General features: G+C 73.8%; 15 protein-coding genes. 8 read left to right on the forward strand and 7 right to left on the reverse strand.

The genetic code is table 11. The annotated features are described in order from the left end of the window. Positions 1–24: 24 nt before the first annotated feature. The 4 genes from ACH495_RS29330 to ACH495_RS29345 form a co-directional block, all read right to left on the reverse strand. The gene (locus ACH495_RS29330; protein ID WP_396860948.1) at positions 25–300 is read right to left on the reverse strand and encodes a hypothetical protein; all 276 of its coding nucleotides are present in this window, start codon (positions 298–300) and stop codon (positions 25–27) included. A gap of 47 nt (positions 301–347) precedes the next feature. Further along, positions 348–779: a hypothetical protein gene (locus ACH495_RS29335; RefSeq protein WP_396860949.1), complete on the reverse strand. Its 432-nt coding sequence runs from the start codon at positions 777–779 to the stop codon at positions 348–350. A gap of 205 nt (positions 780–984) precedes the next feature. Beyond that, entirely contained in the window at positions 985–1,431 is a 447-nt protein-coding gene (locus ACH495_RS29340; protein ID WP_396861028.1) for a ribbon-helix-helix domain-containing protein, read from the reverse strand. A 32-nt stretch (positions 1,432–1,463) separates the two neighbouring features. Beyond that, positions 1,464–2,042 (reverse strand): DsbA family protein, encoded by a 579-nt coding sequence (locus tag ACH495_RS29345; RefSeq protein ID WP_396860950.1) that lies wholly within the window; start codon positions 2,040–2,042, stop codon positions 1,464–1,466. A 206-nt stretch (positions 2,043–2,248) separates the two neighbouring features. On the opposite strand from ACH495_RS29345, the gene ACH495_RS29350 reads away from it, so the two are divergent. The 4 genes from ACH495_RS29350 to ACH495_RS29365 are packed head-to-tail and all read left to right on the forward strand — an operon-like array spanning position 2,249 to position 6,580. Further along, positions 2,249–3,532 carry an ABC transporter substrate-binding protein gene (locus ACH495_RS29350; protein WP_396860951.1) on the forward strand — a complete coding sequence of 428 codons (1,284 nt, stop codon included), beginning with the start codon at positions 2,249–2,251 and terminating at the stop codon, positions 3,530–3,532. Then, positions 3,529–4,524 carry a carbohydrate ABC transporter permease gene (locus ACH495_RS29355; RefSeq protein ID WP_396860952.1) on the forward strand — a complete coding sequence of 332 codons (996 nt, stop codon included), beginning with the start codon at positions 3,529–3,531 and terminating at the stop codon, positions 4,522–4,524. The genes ACH495_RS29350 and ACH495_RS29355 overlap by 4 nt, the downstream gene beginning before the upstream one ends. 1 nt (position 4,525) lies before the next feature. Then, positions 4,526–5,362 carry a carbohydrate ABC transporter permease gene (locus tag ACH495_RS29360; RefSeq protein WP_396860953.1) on the forward strand — a complete coding sequence of 279 codons (837 nt, stop codon included), beginning with the start codon at positions 4,526–4,528 and terminating at the stop codon, positions 5,360–5,362. Positions 5,363–5,371: 9 nt separating this feature from the next. Beyond that, on the forward strand, positions 5,372–6,580 hold the full coding sequence (locus ACH495_RS29365; RefSeq protein ID WP_396860954.1) for an ABC transporter ATP-binding protein: 1,209 nt from the start codon (positions 5,372–5,374) through the stop codon (positions 6,578–6,580). A gap of 107 nt (positions 6,581–6,687) precedes the next feature. Here the strand turns inward: ACH495_RS29365 and ACH495_RS29370 are convergent, their stop codons facing one another. Then, complete coding sequence (locus ACH495_RS29370) at positions 6,688–7,791, reverse strand: winged helix DNA-binding domain-containing protein (protein ID WP_396860955.1); 1,104 nt, start codon at positions 7,789–7,791, stop codon at positions 6,688–6,690. A 122-nt stretch (positions 7,792–7,913) separates the two neighbouring features. Here ACH495_RS29370 and ACH495_RS29375 point away from each other — a divergent pair, with 122 nt between their 5' ends. Continuing rightward, positions 7,914–8,468 (forward strand): hypothetical protein, encoded by a 555-nt coding sequence (locus tag ACH495_RS29375; RefSeq protein ID WP_396860956.1) that lies wholly within the window; start codon positions 7,914–7,916, stop codon positions 8,466–8,468. A gap of 192 nt (positions 8,469–8,660) precedes the next feature. Here ACH495_RS29375 and ACH495_RS29380 read toward each other — a convergent pair whose 3' ends face one another. Continuing rightward, on the reverse strand, positions 8,661–9,152 hold the full coding sequence (locus ACH495_RS29380; protein ID WP_396860957.1) for a GNAT family N-acetyltransferase: 492 nt from the start codon (positions 9,150–9,152) through the stop codon (positions 8,661–8,663). Positions 9,153–9,241: 89 nt separating this feature from the next. Between ACH495_RS29380 and wrbA the strand changes: the two genes are divergently transcribed. Continuing rightward, positions 9,242–9,859: an NAD(P)H:quinone oxidoreductase gene (wrbA, locus tag ACH495_RS29385; RefSeq protein WP_396860958.1), complete on the forward strand. Its 618-nt coding sequence runs from the start codon at positions 9,242–9,244 to the stop codon at positions 9,857–9,859. A gap of 73 nt (positions 9,860–9,932) precedes the next feature. Here the strand turns inward: wrbA and ACH495_RS29390 are convergent, their stop codons facing one another. After that, complete coding sequence (locus ACH495_RS29390) at positions 9,933–11,852, reverse strand: chorismate-binding protein (protein ID WP_396860959.1); 1,920 nt, start codon at positions 11,850–11,852, stop codon at positions 9,933–9,935. Between the two features lie 232 nt (positions 11,853–12,084). On the opposite strand from ACH495_RS29390, the gene ACH495_RS29395 reads away from it, so the two are divergent. Together ACH495_RS29395 and ACH495_RS29400 are read left to right on the forward strand one after the other, a co-directional pair. Further along, positions 12,085–13,485 carry an FGGY family carbohydrate kinase gene (locus tag ACH495_RS29395; RefSeq protein WP_396860960.1) on the forward strand — a complete coding sequence of 467 codons (1,401 nt, stop codon included), beginning with the start codon at positions 12,085–12,087 and terminating at the stop codon, positions 13,483–13,485. A gap of 101 nt (positions 13,486–13,586) precedes the next feature. Beyond that, positions 13,587–16,181: a nitrate- and nitrite sensing domain-containing protein gene (locus ACH495_RS29400; RefSeq protein ID WP_396860961.1), complete on the forward strand. Its 2,595-nt coding sequence runs from the start codon at positions 13,587–13,589 to the stop codon at positions 16,179–16,181. The last annotated feature ends 1 nt before the right edge of the window (position 16,182 follow it).

Genomic DNA, 16,182 nt, shown 5'->3' on the forward strand with positions numbered 1-16,182 from the left:
ACACCACCCGCGTCGGGGCCGGGCTCAGCCGACCTCCCCCCGGACGATCGCCACCGCCACCCGACAGAACTCGTCCATGTCCGGCTGGAAGCCGGCCGCGATGTCGGGGTGCAGGCCGGCCCGGGTCTCGTCGAGCAGCCGACGGCAGACGTCCTCCACCGGCTCGCCGGCGTAACCGGCGCGAATCCGTTCGGCGGCCGCCTGCAGGGCCGAGGTCAGCTGATCCTCCAGCGGGCCGCGCAGCTTCTGCTGCACCGGATCGAGCCCGCTCGGGTCGAGCGTGACATGTGGCTCCGACATCGGGGCTCCCTTCGTCGGCGTCCGCGGTACCCCACCGCGTGCGTCGGTCAAACCATCGTCGGTACGGCCGCCACCCGGACCAGGTACGAGAAGTCGTCCGCCGGCTCCTCGGCGTACGACAGCCGGCGGATCTGCCGGTCGTCGGACCAGAGCGCGACGTCGACCAGCACCCCGAGGTGGGCGAGGCCGATGGTGGAGACCCGCTTCTTGTCCTGCAGCACCGCGCACACGCCGCCCAGCAGGGTGCTGGCGTCGGAGGTGCGGTGCCCGGGCGGGCAACGCAGGGTCAGGTCCACCTCGACCGGCCCGGCGAGCGGGGTCCACCCGGTGCGCTGGGCCGCCGTGCAGGCGGCCTGGAGCAGCGTGCGGACCCTGGTCGCCTGCCGGTGCCCGGCGGCGAAGATGGACAGGGCCTCGGTCTTGACCGGGGGCAGGCCGCTCACCTCGAACGACAGGGCGAGAGCGCGGGTGTCCTGCACGACGGCACCTCCTCGGGAAAATCCTGCCCAACCGGTGCGCACGCGGGCGACGGTTCCCGGGAGAACCCACCGATCGAGCAGGCTGTGGGGGACAGCCGGCGGCGGGTCGACAGCGGCGGCGACGCGCGGGGCCACGGAGCTAGGGAAACGCTAGTCCAGTCCGTTCCCGCCCGGTAGTCTCGCCGTTCACCTGGTGGGACGCCGGTCAGGCCGCCTCACCGGCGTGCCGGGCCAGGTATTCGTCGATCGCCCGGCGGATGAGACCCGACCGGCCACCCTTGTCGTTGCCGGCGAGTTCGTCGAGCTGCCTGACGATCGTGGAGGGGAGCCGGACGCCGGTCACCACCATGGGCACGCTCTCCGCAGTGGGCGCCGGCCCGAGGTCGGGCCCGCGGGTCGCGTCCCGCAGCAACTCGGAGATGTCGCCGCCCCGGTCGAAGTACGCCACCAACTCCTCGCGGCTCATCGTGCGCGGATCACGGTCAGCGCTCATCGAGTTCCCTCCATCCACTGCCTGACCGAGCAGCAAGCTCCCGATGTGGTTCTCGATCCGTTGCGGTGAGTAGAGCGCCTCGATCGCCTCCTGCTCCGAGACGTCGTGGCGGCTGGCGCTCGCCTTGCCGACCTCGGTCCAGGCGTACTCACGCTCCATCACGAAAGCAGCGTACAACGCGTAAAACGCGATCAGCGGCGGGCGCGCTTGAGTTCGTGGAACGTCTCCAGGCGCAGCAGCGGCAGCATCGAGTCCCAGATGACCAGCGCGTCCTCGGTGCCCGGAACCTCGGTGATGATCGGCCCGTGGATGCCGCGGGCGGCGTCCGGCACCATCAGCACCGGGGAGCCGATGTCCGGGCCGGCCGTGGCGTACGCCAGCGCGTGCGACTCGTGCACCGCCGCGTCCCAGCGCTCCTCGTCCAGCGCGGGCGCGGCGTCCGTCACACCGGCCGCCTCCACCGCCGCCGCCACGGTCCGGTCGCCGAGCGGGTCCCCGACGTCGTGGCTGCGCGTGCCCAACTCGGTGTAGAGGCGGCCCGCGTCCTCGTGCCGGTCCTGCGCGCGCAGCGCCTCCACCAGCCGCAGCACCCGGCCGGAGGCGGCCATCGCCTCGGCGTACTCCGGGGCGACCTGCCCGTCGTTGAGGATGGCCAGGCTGAACGCCCGCCACTCGACACGCAGCCCGCGGGCCTGGGCGACGGCGACGAGCCAGCGGGAGGTGCGCCAGGTCCACGGGCAGACCGGGTCGAAGAAGAAGGTGGCGTCCATCCCCCCAACCTAGGCGCGGTCGCCCGGACGCGCAGCGCGGCGGTCACCGTCACGTGACCGTGATGTTTCGCTTCGTCGCAGGTCGGGCACGTTCTGCCGCACGAAACGCCCGGGGCGTCGGGCGCACGGGCCGGTGCCTCGCCGTCTCGCCGTGCGCCGGGGCACGGGTGACCTCCCCGGCTCTCGCCGAAGAGAGGGGGAGGGTGATGACGACAGTCCCCGACACGGCCGCACGGCGGCCGGCCGGACGGGCGGCGGCGGCAGCCGCCGCGCTCGCGTTGGTGGCCCCGCTGGCCGCCTGCGGGTCCGGCGGCGACGGTGGCACGCCGACGATCAACCTGTACTACCCGCCGGAGCAGAACCTCCAGAAGGTGGTCGACGACTGCAACGCGCAGGCCCAGGGGCGCTACAAGATCAGCTACCGGGTGCTGCCCCGCGAGGCCGACGAGCAGCGGGTGCAGATGGTACGGCGGCTCGCGGCGCAGGACACCGGCATGGACGTGCTCGGCCTGGACGTCACGTGGACCCAGGAGTTCGCCAGCGCGGACTGGATCCGGGAGTGGACCGGCCAGGACAAGGCCGAGGTGGAGCAGGGCACGCTCGCCGGCCCGCTGGACACCGCCCGGTACGAGGACAAGCTCTACGGAGCGCCGAAGAACACCAACGTCCAGCTGCTCTGGTACCGCGCCGACCTGGTGTCGCAGCCGCCGAAGACCTGGGACGAGATGATCTCGGCGGCCCAGCAGCTCAAGGAGCAGAACAAGCCCTACCGGGTGCTCACCATGGGCGCCCAGTACGAGGGCCTGGTGGTGCTCTACAACACGCTGGCCGAGAGCGCCGGCGGGAAGATCCTCAGCGACGACGGCAAGAAGGCGGTGATGGACGCCGGCACCGTGCGCGCGCTGGAGCAGCTCAAGACGTTCGCCACGTCGGGCGTGACCTCGCCGTCGTTCAGCAACGCGGTCGAGGACCCGGTGCGGCTGGAGTTCCAGTCCGGCGGCGGCGCGTTCCAGGTGAACTGGCCGTTCGTCTATCCGGCGATGCAGGAGGCCAACCCCGAGCTGGCCAAGGACGTGAAGTGGGCGCGGGTGCCCGGCATCGACGCGAACACCCCGAGCAAGGTCACCATCGGCGGGGTCAACCTGGCGGTCAGCAAGTACTCGAAGCACCCGACCGAGTCGTTCGAGGCGGCCCGGTGCATCCGCAACGCGGAGCACCAGAAGTTCTCCGCGGTCAACGACGGCGTGCCGCCGACCATCGAGGCGGTCTACGACGACCCGGAGATGACCGAGGCGTACCCGATGAAGGAGACCATCCTGGAGGAGCTGAAGGAGCCGGCGGTGCGACCGCTGACCCCGGCGTACCAGAGCATCTCCACGGTGATGTCGGCGATCCTGTCGCCGCCCTCGGGGATCGACCCCGAGCGGACCGCTGACGAGCTGCGCAAGGCCATCGCCGACGCGCTGGAGTCGAAGGGTGTGCTGCCATGAGCGTGAACGCCACTCCGGCCGGCGCGGAGGCCGCCGCCGAGACGGAGCAGCCGAGCGGCAAGCACGCCGCGGTGCCCGCCCAGCGGGCCCGCCGCGGCGTCCGCGCCCCGCTGAGCGACAACAAGCGGGCCGAGCGGCGCCTGGGCTGGCTGCTGTGCGCGCCGGCCGCGCTGGTCATGGTGCTGGTCACCGCCTACCCGATCCTGTACTCGATCTGGCTGTCGTTGCAGCGCTACGACCTGCGGTTCCCCGACGAGCGGCAGTTCGTCGGGCTGGAGAACTACGTCACCGTGCTGACGAACGATTTCTGGTGGACCGCGTTCGGGGTGACCGCGCTGATCACGGTGGTCACGGTCGCGGTCGAGCTGGTGCTCGGCATGGGCCTGGCGATGATCATGCACCGGACCCTGGTCGGCCGGGGCATCGTCCGCACCGCGGCGCTGATCCCGTACGGCATCGTCACGGTGGTCGCGGCGTTCTCCTGGCGGTACGCCTGGACGCCGGGCACCGGCTACCTGGCGAACCTGTTCGACGGCAGCGCGCCGCTCACCGAACGGGCCAGCTCGCTGGCGATCATCATGCTGGCGGAGATCTGGAAGACCACCCCGTTCATGGCGCTGCTGCTGATGGCCGGGCTGGCGCTGGTGCCGGAGGACCTGCTCAAGGCGGCCTCCACCGACGGCGCGACGGCGTGGCAGCGGTTCACCAAGGTGATGCTGCCGGTGATGAAGCCGGCGATCCTGGTCGCGCTGCTGTTCCGCACGCTCGACGCGTTCCGGGTCTTCGACAACATCTTCGTGCTCACCAACGGCGGCAACGAGACCTCGTCGGTGTCGATGCTGGCCTACAACAACCTGATCCGGGGCCTGAACCTCGGCATCGGCTCCACGATGTCGGTGCTGATCTTCATCACCGTGGCGATCATCGCCTTCGTGTTCGTGAAGCTGTTCGGCACCGCTGCCCCCGGCAGCGACGATGGGGAGAGGCGCTGACATGGCCGTGGAAACCACCACGCGGGCGAAGCTGCGCTGGGGCGTGCTGGACGTCGTGGTCGTCGTCTTCGCGCTGGTCCCGGTGCTCTGGATCGCCTCGCTGTCGTTCAAGACCCCGGCCACGCTCACCGACGGCAAGTTCTGGCCTCGGGAGTGGACGCTGGACAACTACCGGACGATCTTCGACACCGACCAGTTCGTCCGGGCCCTGGTCAACTCGATCGGCATCGCGCTGATCGCCACCGCGGTCGCGGTGGTGCTCGGCACGATGGCCGCGTACGCGATCTCCCGGCTGGACTTCCCGGGCAAGAAGCTGCTGGTCGGGGTCTCCCTGCTGATCGCGATGTTCCCGCAGGTGTCGCTGGTGTCGCCGCTGTTCGAGATCGAGCGGCAGCTCGGCCTCTTCGACACCTGGCCCGGCCTGATCCTGCCGTACATCACGTTCGCGCTGCCGCTGGCGATCTACACGCTGTCGGCGTTCTTCAAGCAGATCCCGTGGGACCTGGAGAAGGCGGCGAAGATGGACGGCGCCACCCAGGGGCAGGCGTTCCGGCGGGTGATCGCCCCGCTGGCCGCGCCGGGCGTCTTCACCACGGCCATCCTGGTCTTCATCTTCTGCTGGAACGACTTCCTGTTCGCGATCACGCTCACCTCGACCGAGCGGTCCCGCACGGTCCCGGTGGCCCTGCAGTTCTTCACCGGCGAGTCGCAGTTCGAGGACCCCACCGGGGCGATCTGCGCCGCCGCCGTGGTGATCACCGTGCCGATCATCCTGTTCGTGCTCTTCTTCCAGCGCCGCATCGTCTCCGGCCTGACCTCCGGCGCAGTCAAGGGATAGGTGGTAACAATGGCTGACATCGTGCTGGACAAGGTGAGCAAGCGGTTCCCGGACGGGACCACCGCGGTGCGGGACGTCGACCTGGAGATCGCCGACGGCGAGTTCGTCATCCTGGTCGGCCCGTCGGGCTGCGGGAAGTCCACCACGCTCAACATGATCGCCGGGCTGGAGGACATCAGCGACGGCGAACTGCGCATCGCCGGGGAGCGGGTCAACGACAAGGCGCCCCGGGACCGGGACATCGCCATGGTCTTCCAGTCGTACGCGCTCTACCCGAACATGACGGTCCGGGAGAACATGGCCTTCCCGCTGCGCCTGGCGAAGATGGACAAGGAGACCATCAACCAGAAGGTGGACGAGGCCGCCAAGGTGCTGGAGCTGACCGCCCTGCTGGACCGCAAGCCGGCCAACCTCTCCGGCGGCCAGCGGCAGCGGGTCGCGATGGGGCGGGCGATCGTCCGCCAGCCGAAGGCGTTCCTGATGGACGAGCCGCTGTCCAACCTGGACGCCAAGCTGCGGGTGCAGATGCGCACGGTGGTGTCCCGGTTGCAGAAGCAGCTCGGCACCACCACGGTCTACGTCACCCACGACCAGACCGAGGCGATGACGCTGGGCGACCGGGTGGTCATCATGCGGGGCGGCGCGGTGCAGCAGGTCGGCCCGCCGCAGGAGCTCTACGACCACCCGCGCAACCTCTTCGTCGCCGGGTTCATCGGCTCGCCGTCGATGAACTTCGTGCACGCCGCGGTGGAGGACGGGAAGCTGCGGACCGCGCTGGGCGACGTGCCGATCGGTGAGCGGGTCCGCCGCGAGCTGGAGGCCGGTGACGCGCCGCGGGAGCTGATCCTCGGCATCCGGCCGGAGCACTTCGAGGACGCCGCGTTGATCGACGACGAGACCCGCCGCCGGGGCCTGGAGTTCGAGGCGCCGGTGGACATCGTCGAGTCGATGGGCTCGGACAAGTACGTCTACTTCACCGTCGAGGGGGAGCGCGCCACCGCCGCCGAACTGGAGGAGCTGGCCGCCGACGCCGGCGCCGCCGACTTCGCCGGCGCCGGGTCCAGCCTGGTCACCCGCCTGTCGGCGGAGTCGGCGGCGCGAGAGGGCGAGTCGCGCCGGGTGTGGTTCAACCTGGAGAAGATCCACCTGTTCGACCCGGGCAGCGGTCGCAACCTGACCCTGCACGAGGGCCGGGCGGCCGGCGCGCTCGCCGACTGAGCACGCCGCGCGGACGGGGCCGACGGCTGGTGCCGCCGGCCCCGTCGCACGTTCCGGGGCTGACCTGCCGGATGACCGACCGATGGGCATCACGGCGAGCCGGCGGGTCACCAGGAGTGACGCAGCGCCAGCCCGAGGAAGCGGGCGTAGCCGGCCAGCGCCGCGTCGACCCGGGCGCGCAGCTCGGCGTCGAACGGCGTCAGCTGCCGCACCGTCACGGTCACCGCCGTCGCCGACGACGTCCGCTTCCAGGTGCCGACCACCCGGCCGCCGCGCACCACGGTGGGCTGGAACATGCCGTTGTTGCCGGGCACCACGGCGGCGGCGTGCGCCGGGTCGAGCATCAGCGAACGGTCCCGGTAGCCCAGCAGGTACTCGTCGAAGCCGGGCAGCGTGTGCAGGTCGTCGACCGGGGCGCGGGGGGCGTCGAGCAGCGCCGCGTCGACCACGGCGGGTTCGCCGTCGACCTCGACCGGGGCGAGGAGGTCGCCGGCCAGCGCCAGGGCGCGGGTCGCGTCGGCGACCGTCAGGCCGCTCCAGCGGGCCAGCTCGTGCCGGGTCACCGGGCCGTGGCCGCGCACGTAACGGTGGGCCAGCAACGCCAGCGCCTCGTCCCGCTCCGGTCGGTGCGGGTCGGGCGCCCACTCGTCGAGCAGCGCGAACGTCTGCTCGGTGCCGACGTGCGGGGCGATGCAGGTGATGCCGCGCTGGCTCGCGTACCAGAGCAGGTGGTAGCCGCGCTGGCCGGTGGTGTCCAACCCGGCGGCGCGCAACGCGGCCAGGCACTCGGCGCGGGTGAGCCGGCCGCCCCCGCTCAGCGCCGCGCCCAGCACGTCGCCGGCCCGGTCCCCGTCGGCGAGCGTCAGCCCGAGCTGCCGCCACCGGGCCGCCGATCCGGCCAGGGCGCGGACCCCGGTCACCGCCAGCATCCAGTGCGCGTCCCGCGTCGGCACCAGGTGCACCGTGCCGCGCATCGGCCAGGTGCGCACCGCCTCGCGCCGCTCCAGCGCCGCGTGGACGTCGTCCCGGGTGCGACCGGGCAGGCGTACGCCGAGCGACCACAGCCCGCTGGCCGCGTCCTGCGCCTGCATGGCGCCGAACCACTCGACCACGTCGGCCACCCGCTCCGGCCGGGCGACCGGGTGCGGGCGCAGCAGCAGGCTGGTCATTCGCAGCGCGAGGGCCTCGGCGCGGTCGAGGCGTACGGTCACGGCGGCCTCCCGTCGACAGGTGGACGGCCAGCCTAAGGTGCCGGGCCGCGCGAGCCGTGCCCCGGCAGGGCATCGGGAGAGGGAGGCCCGCGTCACCGGGTTCTCTGGCTAGGGTTTCCGGCATGGCGATCGAGTGGCACCTACGGGTCAACCGTCGGTTCACCCTCCACGAAGCCGTCGACCTCACCCGCGTCCGGCTGGCCGACCTGCTCGGACAGCCGGATGCCCCGCCGCCCGTCCGCGTCGTCGAGGCGTCGGTGGAGCGGCGCCGCGGCGGGCCGGGCGTGCCGCTGCCGGCGGACGCGCTGGACCGTGTCGCCGAACCCGCCGGGCTCGCCGCCGACATCGACTTCTTTCTCGAGATTCCCGAGTGGAACGCCGGGGTCCTGCTGAGCCTCAGCGAGTTCCGTCCGGACGTCGACGACCCGGAGTCCGGGGTGTTCGTCTGGGTGACGTCGCAGCGCGATCCCGCCTCGCACGTGTTGAGCATCGCCGCCTGCGTCGCGTTCGCCGAGTGCGCCGACAGCGAGGTGGTGGACGAGTACGGCTACCTCGCCAGGACCCGGACGAACTCGCCCGAGGCGCTTCTCTACCAGCTCCGGGTGACGTCACCGGTCGACTCGTTCACGGCCGCGACGGACCTGGTCCTCAGCCGCACGCGGCTGCGCCGGCGCTGACCGCTGGTCTCGCGACGCCGGCACCCCTGATCGCGCTACGCCGGCACCGTTGCCGACGGAGCGCGATCCCCCGTTCAGGTTCCCGGCGCGGGGGCGGCGGTCGGCCGGCGCCGGTCCGACCAGGATCCCCGGCGCGGTCGGCCGGGAGAGCGGTTGCCCGCCGAACTTGCGCAAATCTTGAGCCGCCGTCCGTCAGTCCAGGCGTCGGTGCATCACCAGCAGGTCGACGTACCCCTGGGTGGGGTGCCGGAAGCCCTCCGGCACCCGGCCGACCACGTCGAAGCCCAGCGACCGCCACAGCCGCACCGCCCGGGTGTTGCTGGCCACCACGGCGTTGAACTGCATGGCCCGGTAGCCGTCCGCGCGGGCCACGTCCAGCACGTGCGCGGCGAGCGCCCGTCCGACGCCTCGGCCCGCGGCGGCCGGGGCGACCATGAAGCCGGCGTTGGCGACGTGGTCGCCCGGGCCGGCCTGGTTCGGCGCCAGCTTGGCGGAGCCGAGCACCGTGCCGTCCGGGTCGACCGCGACCAGGGTCCGCCCGGGTGGCGCCGCCATCCACAGCCGGCGGGCCTGCTCCTCGGTGACGTCGCGGGGCCAGGTGTACGTCTCGCCGGCGGCCACGATCTCGTGCAGGAACGGCCAGATCAGCGGCCAGTCGGCCGCCGTCGCGGTACGGATCTCCACCGGACGAGCATGGCACGCACGGCGTTTGACGCGGCAAGTAACGGGTAGTCGCCGGAGCTCACCGGCGAAAACGAGAAGGAGAACGTCTGATGGATGGCCAGGTCAAGGTCGCGGTGATCTACTACAGCGCGACCGGCATCACCTACCAGATGGCGCAGGCGGCGGTCGAGGCCGCGGGGGAGGCCGGTGCCGAGGTGCGCCTGCGCAAGGTGCGTGAGCTGGCGCCGGACGAGGCGATCCGCTCCAACTCGGGTTGGCAGGCGCACCGGCTGGAGACCCAGGACGTGATGGAGGCCGAGCCGGACGACCTGTCCTGGGCCGACGTCGTGATCATGGGCTCGCCGACCCGGTACGGCATGATCGCCGCCCAGCTCAAGCAGTTCATCGACACCACCGGCCCGCTGTGGGCCAACGGCCTGCTGGCCGACAAGGTCTACACCGGCTTCACGTCGACCGCGACCTCGCACGGCGGTCAGGAGGCGACGCTGCTGTCGCTGTACACCGTCTTCTACCACTGGGGCGGCGTCGTGGTGACGCCCGGCTACACCGACCAGAGCCAGTTCGTCGCCGGCAACCCGTACGGCGCGTCGCACACCAGCAACAACGGCGAGGTCGCCCCGGACCACGTCGCGCTGGCCGCCACCGCGCTCACCGCCAAGCGGGCCGTGCTGATGGGGGCCGCGCTCAAGCGGGGCATGGCCGGCTGACCCGCCGCCACCCGGGTGACCGGTGGCCGGACGGGGGCTCTCGAACCCGTCCGGACCACCGGTCACCGTTGACCTACCCCCGATCGGCCGCGCCATGCGCGCTCAGCGCCGGCCGGTCCAGCAGATGCCCGAGCAGGTCGGCCAGGACCACGGTGCCGTCGCGGCTGAGCACCGACTCGGGGTGGAACTGCACCCCGGCGAAGCCGGCGCCGCGCAGCGCGTGCACCGCGCCGTCCACCGGGTCCCGGGAGACCTCGACCGGCCCGTACCGGCTGCTGACCCGGTCGGCGTCGGCGCGGGCGGTGAAGCTGGCGTAGAAGCCCACCCGGCGGGTCACCCCGAACACCGGCACGTCCCGGGGCAGCCCCTGGTAGGGCGCGTCCCGGCGGTGCAGCGGCAGGCCCAGCAGCCCGGCGAGCAACTGGTGGCCGAGGCACACCGCCAGGGTCGGCCGGCCCGTCGCCAGCAGCTCCACCAGCAGCGCCCGCAACGCCGCCATCTTCGGCGCGTCCGGATCGCGCGGGTCACCCGGGCCGGGGCCGACCACCACCAGGTCGTACCCGTCGACCGGGCCGGGGTGCGGCCAGTCCCGGCGGGTGACCGCCAGGCCCAGCGCGCCGAGCTGGTGGGCCAGCATCCCGGTGAAGGTGTCCTCGCCGTCGACGATGAGCGCCCGACGGCCGGCGGACCCCGGCAGCGCGATCGCCCCCGGTTCCCGCTGCCGCAGCCAGAACGGGGCCAGCGGCGCGTTGCGGGCGGCCAGCGCGGCGCGGACCTCGGGGTCGTCGGCGTACCGGCGGGCCGGCCCGACGCCCGGGTGCGGGGCGTCCGGGCCGAGGCCGAGCGCGGCCAGCACACCGGCCGCCTTGGCGTGCGTCTCGGCCACCTCGCCGGCGGCGGTGGAGTGCCGGACCAGGGTGGCGCCGACCGGCACCCGTAGCCCACCGTCCGGGGACAGCTCGGCGGTGCGGATCAGGATCGGCGCGTCCAGCGTCTGCCGGCCCCGGTCGTCCCGACCCAGCAGGGCCAGCACGCCGGCGTAGTAGCGCCGGCCGGCGGGCTCGTGCCGGGCGATCACCCGGGCGGCGTTCTCCATCGGGCTGCCGGTCACGGTCGGCGCGAACATGGTCTCCCGCAGCACCTCCCGCACGTCCCGGGAGCAGCGCCCGGCCAGCAGGTACTCGGTGTGGGCCAGGTGCGCCATCTCCTTCAGGTACGGCCCGACCACCTGACCACCGTGCTCGGCGACCACGGCCATCATCTTCAGCTCCTCGTCGAGCACCATGTACAGCTCCTCCACCTCCTTCTCGTCGTGCAGGAAGCGCAGCAGCGCGGCCCGGTCGGCGGTCTCGCCGCGGTGCCGGAACGTGCCGCTGATCGGGTTCATCTCGACCAGCCCGTCGGCCACGCTGACGTGCCGCTCCGGGCTGGCGCCGACCAGGATCCGGGTGCCGGTGTGCACCAGGAAGGTCCAGTACGCGCCGCGCTCGCCGACCAGCAGCCGGCGCAGCGCGGCCAGGGCCGCGGCCAGCGGGTCGCCCAGCACGGTGGCCCGCAGCGTGCGGTGGATGACGAAGTTCGCCCCCTCGCCGTGGCCGATCTCGTCGGCCAGCACCCGTTCGACGACTGCCGCGTACTCGTCGTCGGCGATGTCGAAACCGGCGTCGCGGGTCCGCACCGGCGCGTCGGGCAGCGCGTCGAGCACCTCCGCCAGCGGGATCCGCCGGTGCCGCTCGACGGTCAGGTACTCCAGCGGCATGCCGTCGTCCACGCAGGCGAAGCCGCGCTCGGTGAGCTGGCGGTACGGCACCAGCGCCAGCGTGCGCGGGCCGGCCGGACCCTCGGGCAGCGGCAGGTCGGCGAGCCGGTCGGCGCGGCGTACCGGGCCGGTGTACAGGTCGACCTGGTCGGCGCCCTCGCGGCGCACGAGCGCGAACGGGCCGGGGTCGTGGCCGGCGGCGACGGCGGCGAGCGGGTCGGACGGGACGGTCATCGGGTCTCCTCGGTGGGCCGGGGCCGCCGGCGAGGGCGACCCGGGGTGCCGGGGAAGACCGGCGGCCGCCTCGTGGGGCGGCCGCGTGGGAAAGCTACGCGCGGGGGTGGGCCGCCGGGTCGGCGGGCCACCAGCAGGACAGGTGCGCGAGCATGACGATCACTCTACGCGACCGGCCGGCGCCGGGGAACCCGATCGGTGTCGTCGTCCGCGCCGGGTAGGTTGACCGGCGATGGACATTCTCGCTCTGGACCTGGGCACCTCGTCGGTACGCGGGCTGGTGCTGGACGCGGACGCCGTGCCGCGTCCGGGCGCGCTGGCCCGCCGCAAGGTGCACCTGGCCACCGGCGACGACGGCGCCGGGACGCTGGACGGCGCCGGCTACCTGGCGTGCCTGGTCGAGTGCCTGGACGAGTTGGCCGCCGGCGGGCACCTGCGGGCGGTGGGGTTGGTGGCGACGTCCGCGCAGTGGCACTCGGTGCTGCCGCTGGCCGCCGACGGCAGCCCGTCGGGTCCGGTGCTGACCTGGCTGGACACCCGGCCGACGCCGCCGGCCGGGGTCGCCGGGCCGGCCGATCCGGACGACTACCACCGGCGCACCGGCACCTGGTGGCACCGCTGCTACTGGTCGGTGCGACTGCCGTGGCTGCGGGAGCGCGCGGGCGGGGCGACCCCGCGGTTCGCCGGCCTGGCCGAGTACGTGCTCGGCGCGCTGCTCGACGACGCACCCATGTCGATGTCGCTGGCCTCCGGCACCGGCCTGCTCGACCTGCGCCGCCTGGACTGGGACGCGGAGGCGTGCGCGCTGGCCGGCGTACGCCCGGAGCGGCTGCCGCCGCTGGCCCCGGAGGGTTGGCACGGCCGGTTGAACCCGGCGCACGCGCGGCGGTGGCCGCAGCTGGCCGACGCGCGCTGGGCGGCGCCGGTCGGCGACGGCGCGGCGTCCAACGTGGGCTCCGGCTGCGTCGACGAGTCCCGCGCCGCGGTCACCGTCGGCACGTCCGCCGCGGTCCGGGTGATCCAGGCCGTGCCGGCCGGTGCGGAGCTGCCGCCGCTGTCGGACCAGCTCTGGCGATACCGGGTCGACCACGACCACGTGGTGACCGGGGCGGCGTACTCCAGCGGTGGGAACCTGTTCGCCTGGGCCGACCGCGAGCTGCGGCTGCCGGCGGGCGCCGAGCTGGAGGCCGCGCTGCACCGTGCCACCGACGCCCGGACGCTTCGGGTCAATCCCCGCTTCGGCGGCGACCGGCCACCGGGCACCGCGCCGGCCGGGTCGGGCGAGCTGGGCGGGTTGAGCTTCGGCACCACCGCTGTCGAACTGCTCGCCGGGCTGATGGGTGGGCTGTGCCGGCTCGTCGCCGACGACCTGGCGCTGCTGGAGGCCGGTGTCGCCGACCCGGTGGAGGTGGTGCTCGGCGGCGGCGCGCTGACCGCCTCGCCGTGGTGGCGGGCGGCCTTCGCGGAGGCGCTCGTCCCGCGTACGGTGCGGTGGCAGCGCAACCCGGAGATCGGGGCGACCGGTGCCGCGTTGGTGGCCCTGGGCCGGGTCCCGGAGGCGGCCGGAATCGGCGGCGTCGGCGGTATCGGCCGGACCGACACCGACGAGCCGAGCGCCGGCTCGCCGCGCTGACCGTCCTGCTCATGCCGTCCGGGCGGGCGTTGACACCGCCCGTCGGCCTGGTTGGATGGATCCCGCTCCCCGGCGTGGTGGAGTCGGACGAGGAGGCAAGTGTGGGCGCAGGTCCCGACCCGGTTCGCGGCGCGGCCCCACCGCCGCACCGGCGGCGCTCCGGGTTCCGGCTGCGGGACTGGCGGCTGGGCACCAAGCTCGCCACGGTGCTGGTGATCCCCTCGGTGGCGTTCCTGGTCCTGGCCGGCGTGCAGACCCGGGGGCTGGTGGGGCAGACCACGGCCCTGAGCGACTTCGCCGAGCAGGTCGGCATCGGCCGGCAGATCACCGCCGTGGTCGACCGGCTCCAGCAGGAGCGGGACCGCTCCGCCGGTGAGCTGGCCGCGTTGCGCCGGTCCGGCACCGGCGCCGACCGGGATGCCGCGGTCGCCGCGCTGCGGCCGTTGCAGGAGGCCACCGACCGGGCGGTGGACGAGCTGCGGACCGCGGCCGCGCCGTTGGCCGACGCGGACGCCGCCTGGCGGGTCTCCTACTCGGAGGCGCTGGAGGCGTACGACCAGGTGGTGAACATCCGGGCCGCGGTGCCGCCCGCGGTGCTCTCCGCCGACACCGTCCTCGGCAACTACCACCGGGCCGTCGCGGCGCTGCTCAACCTGCTGGCCGAACCGTCGCCCGGGGAGGGGCAGCGGGCGCTGACCGAGGCGGTGCTGCGGTACGTGCAGCTGTCCCGGGTCAAGGAGCTGTCCTCGCGGATCCGCGCCGAGCTGTACGCCGCGGCCCGCGCCGGCCGGTACGAGCCGGACGCCCAGGTGACGCTGAGCGACCTGCGGGCCCAGCAGCTCACCGCGCTGGGCGCGTTCCGGGTGGCGGCGACCGCCGACCAGGTTCGTCGCTACGACCGGACCTCGGTCGACCCGGCCTTCGTCTCGGCCACCCGGCTGGAGGAGCGGACCCTGCCCACCGGCGAGGCGAAGCCGGCGCTGCTGTCCGCGCCGCAGTGGTGGGCGGCCACCGGGCAGCGGCAGGAGCTGTTCCGCCAGCTCGAGGGCGAGATCCTCGACGACGCGGTGAGCCGGGCCGACGACGCGAGCGCCCGGCAGCTGCGCGAGACGCTGCTGGTGGCCGGCGGGATCGTCGCGGTGCTCCTGGTCGCCGTGCTCATCTCGCTGCTGGTGGGCCGGTCGGTGGCCCGGGCCATGCGCCAGTTGCGCGGCCAGGCGTTGCGCATCGCGCAGGTGGAGCTGCCGATGACGCTGGAGCGGCTGCGCATGGTGGACCGTCCGGTGGACCGGATCGACGTGCCGCCGGCGGTGATCGACTCGCAGGACGAGCTCGGCGAGCTCGCCGAGGCGTTCGTGGCGGTGCACCGCAGCGCGGTGGACGTCGCGGTCGAGCAGGCGATGATGCGCCGCAACGTCAACGCGATGTTCGTCAACCTGGCCCGGCGCAGCCAGGTGCTGGTCGAGCGGCAGTTGGAGCTGCTCGACGACCTGGAACGCGAGGAGAGCGACCCGGATCAGCTGGAGAACCTGTTCAAGCTGGACCACCTCGCCGCCCGCATGCGCCGCAACGACGAGAGCCTGCTGGTGCTCGCCGGCACCGAGTCGACCCGGCGGTGGAACCGCCCGGTGGGGCTGGGCGCGGTGCTGCTGGCGGCGAGCGCGGAGATCGAGCAGTATCAGCGGGTACGCCATGAGAACCGGGCCGGCCTGCACGTGGTCGGGCACGCCGTGGGGGACCTGGTGCACCTGTTCGCCGAGCTGTTGGAGAACGCCACCGCGTTCTCCCGGCCGGAGACGCCGGTGCGGGTCGTGGTCGAGGCGGAAGGGCCGGGCGCGCTGGTGGAGATCGTGGACCGGGGGCTCGGCATGAGCCAGGCGGCGTTGGCCGAGGCGAACGCGGTGCTGGCCGAGCCGCCGGCGGCCGACGTGGCCGCCTCCGAGCGGATGGGCCTGTTCGTGGTGAGCCACCTGGGTGCCCGGCACGGGGTGCGGGTGCAGTTGCACGCCGCCCGGGAGGGCCTGGTCGCCCGCGTCCGGGTCCCGGCCCACCTGCTGGCCGAGGCGCCCGCGCCGGGGCTGGACCCGCCGGTGCCGGCGCGGATGCTGGCCGGCCAGGTCGCCGCGGCGTCCCGCGCGCTCGGCGCGGCCACCGCCGAGCTGCCGGTGGCCGGCCGGCACCCGATGTCGCCGCTGGTCCCGCCGCAGCCGGGCCGGTCGCCGCAGCCGGGCCAGTCGGCACCGCCGGCGCTGCCGGTGTCGCCGCTGACCGGCCGGCCGCTCGGCGACGTGCCGGAGCCCGCACCGCCCGGCCCGCCGGCGTCCGCCGTTCCGCGTCCCCGGCCGGTGCCCGGCCGGGCCGAGGACGTGCTCGCCCCGGCCGCCGCTCCGGCGGCCGGTGGCTGGTTCACCCGGCAGGGTCCGACGTCGTCGGTGCTCGGTGTGACGCCGGCGCCGGCCCGGACGCCGGTCACCGGGGGGACCAACGAGCGGGGCCTGCCGGTACGCGTGCCGATGGCCCAGCTCGCCGCGGTCTCCACGCCCGCCGGGCCGGGCCGCGCGGCGCTACGGCACGAGCCGGACCCGGATGCGGTCGGCGGTATGCTGTCCCGCTTCTACGGCGGGGTGCGGCGGGCCGAGGCCGAGGAGACGACCGAGATGTACCTGCCGCGCGACGAAGGGGGACGACGACAGTGAC

This window comes from Micromonospora sp. NPDC018662 (assembly GCF_044391475.1).
In the GTDB taxonomy this organism is placed as follows: domain Bacteria; phylum Actinomycetota; class Actinomycetes; order Mycobacteriales; family Micromonosporaceae; genus Micromonospora.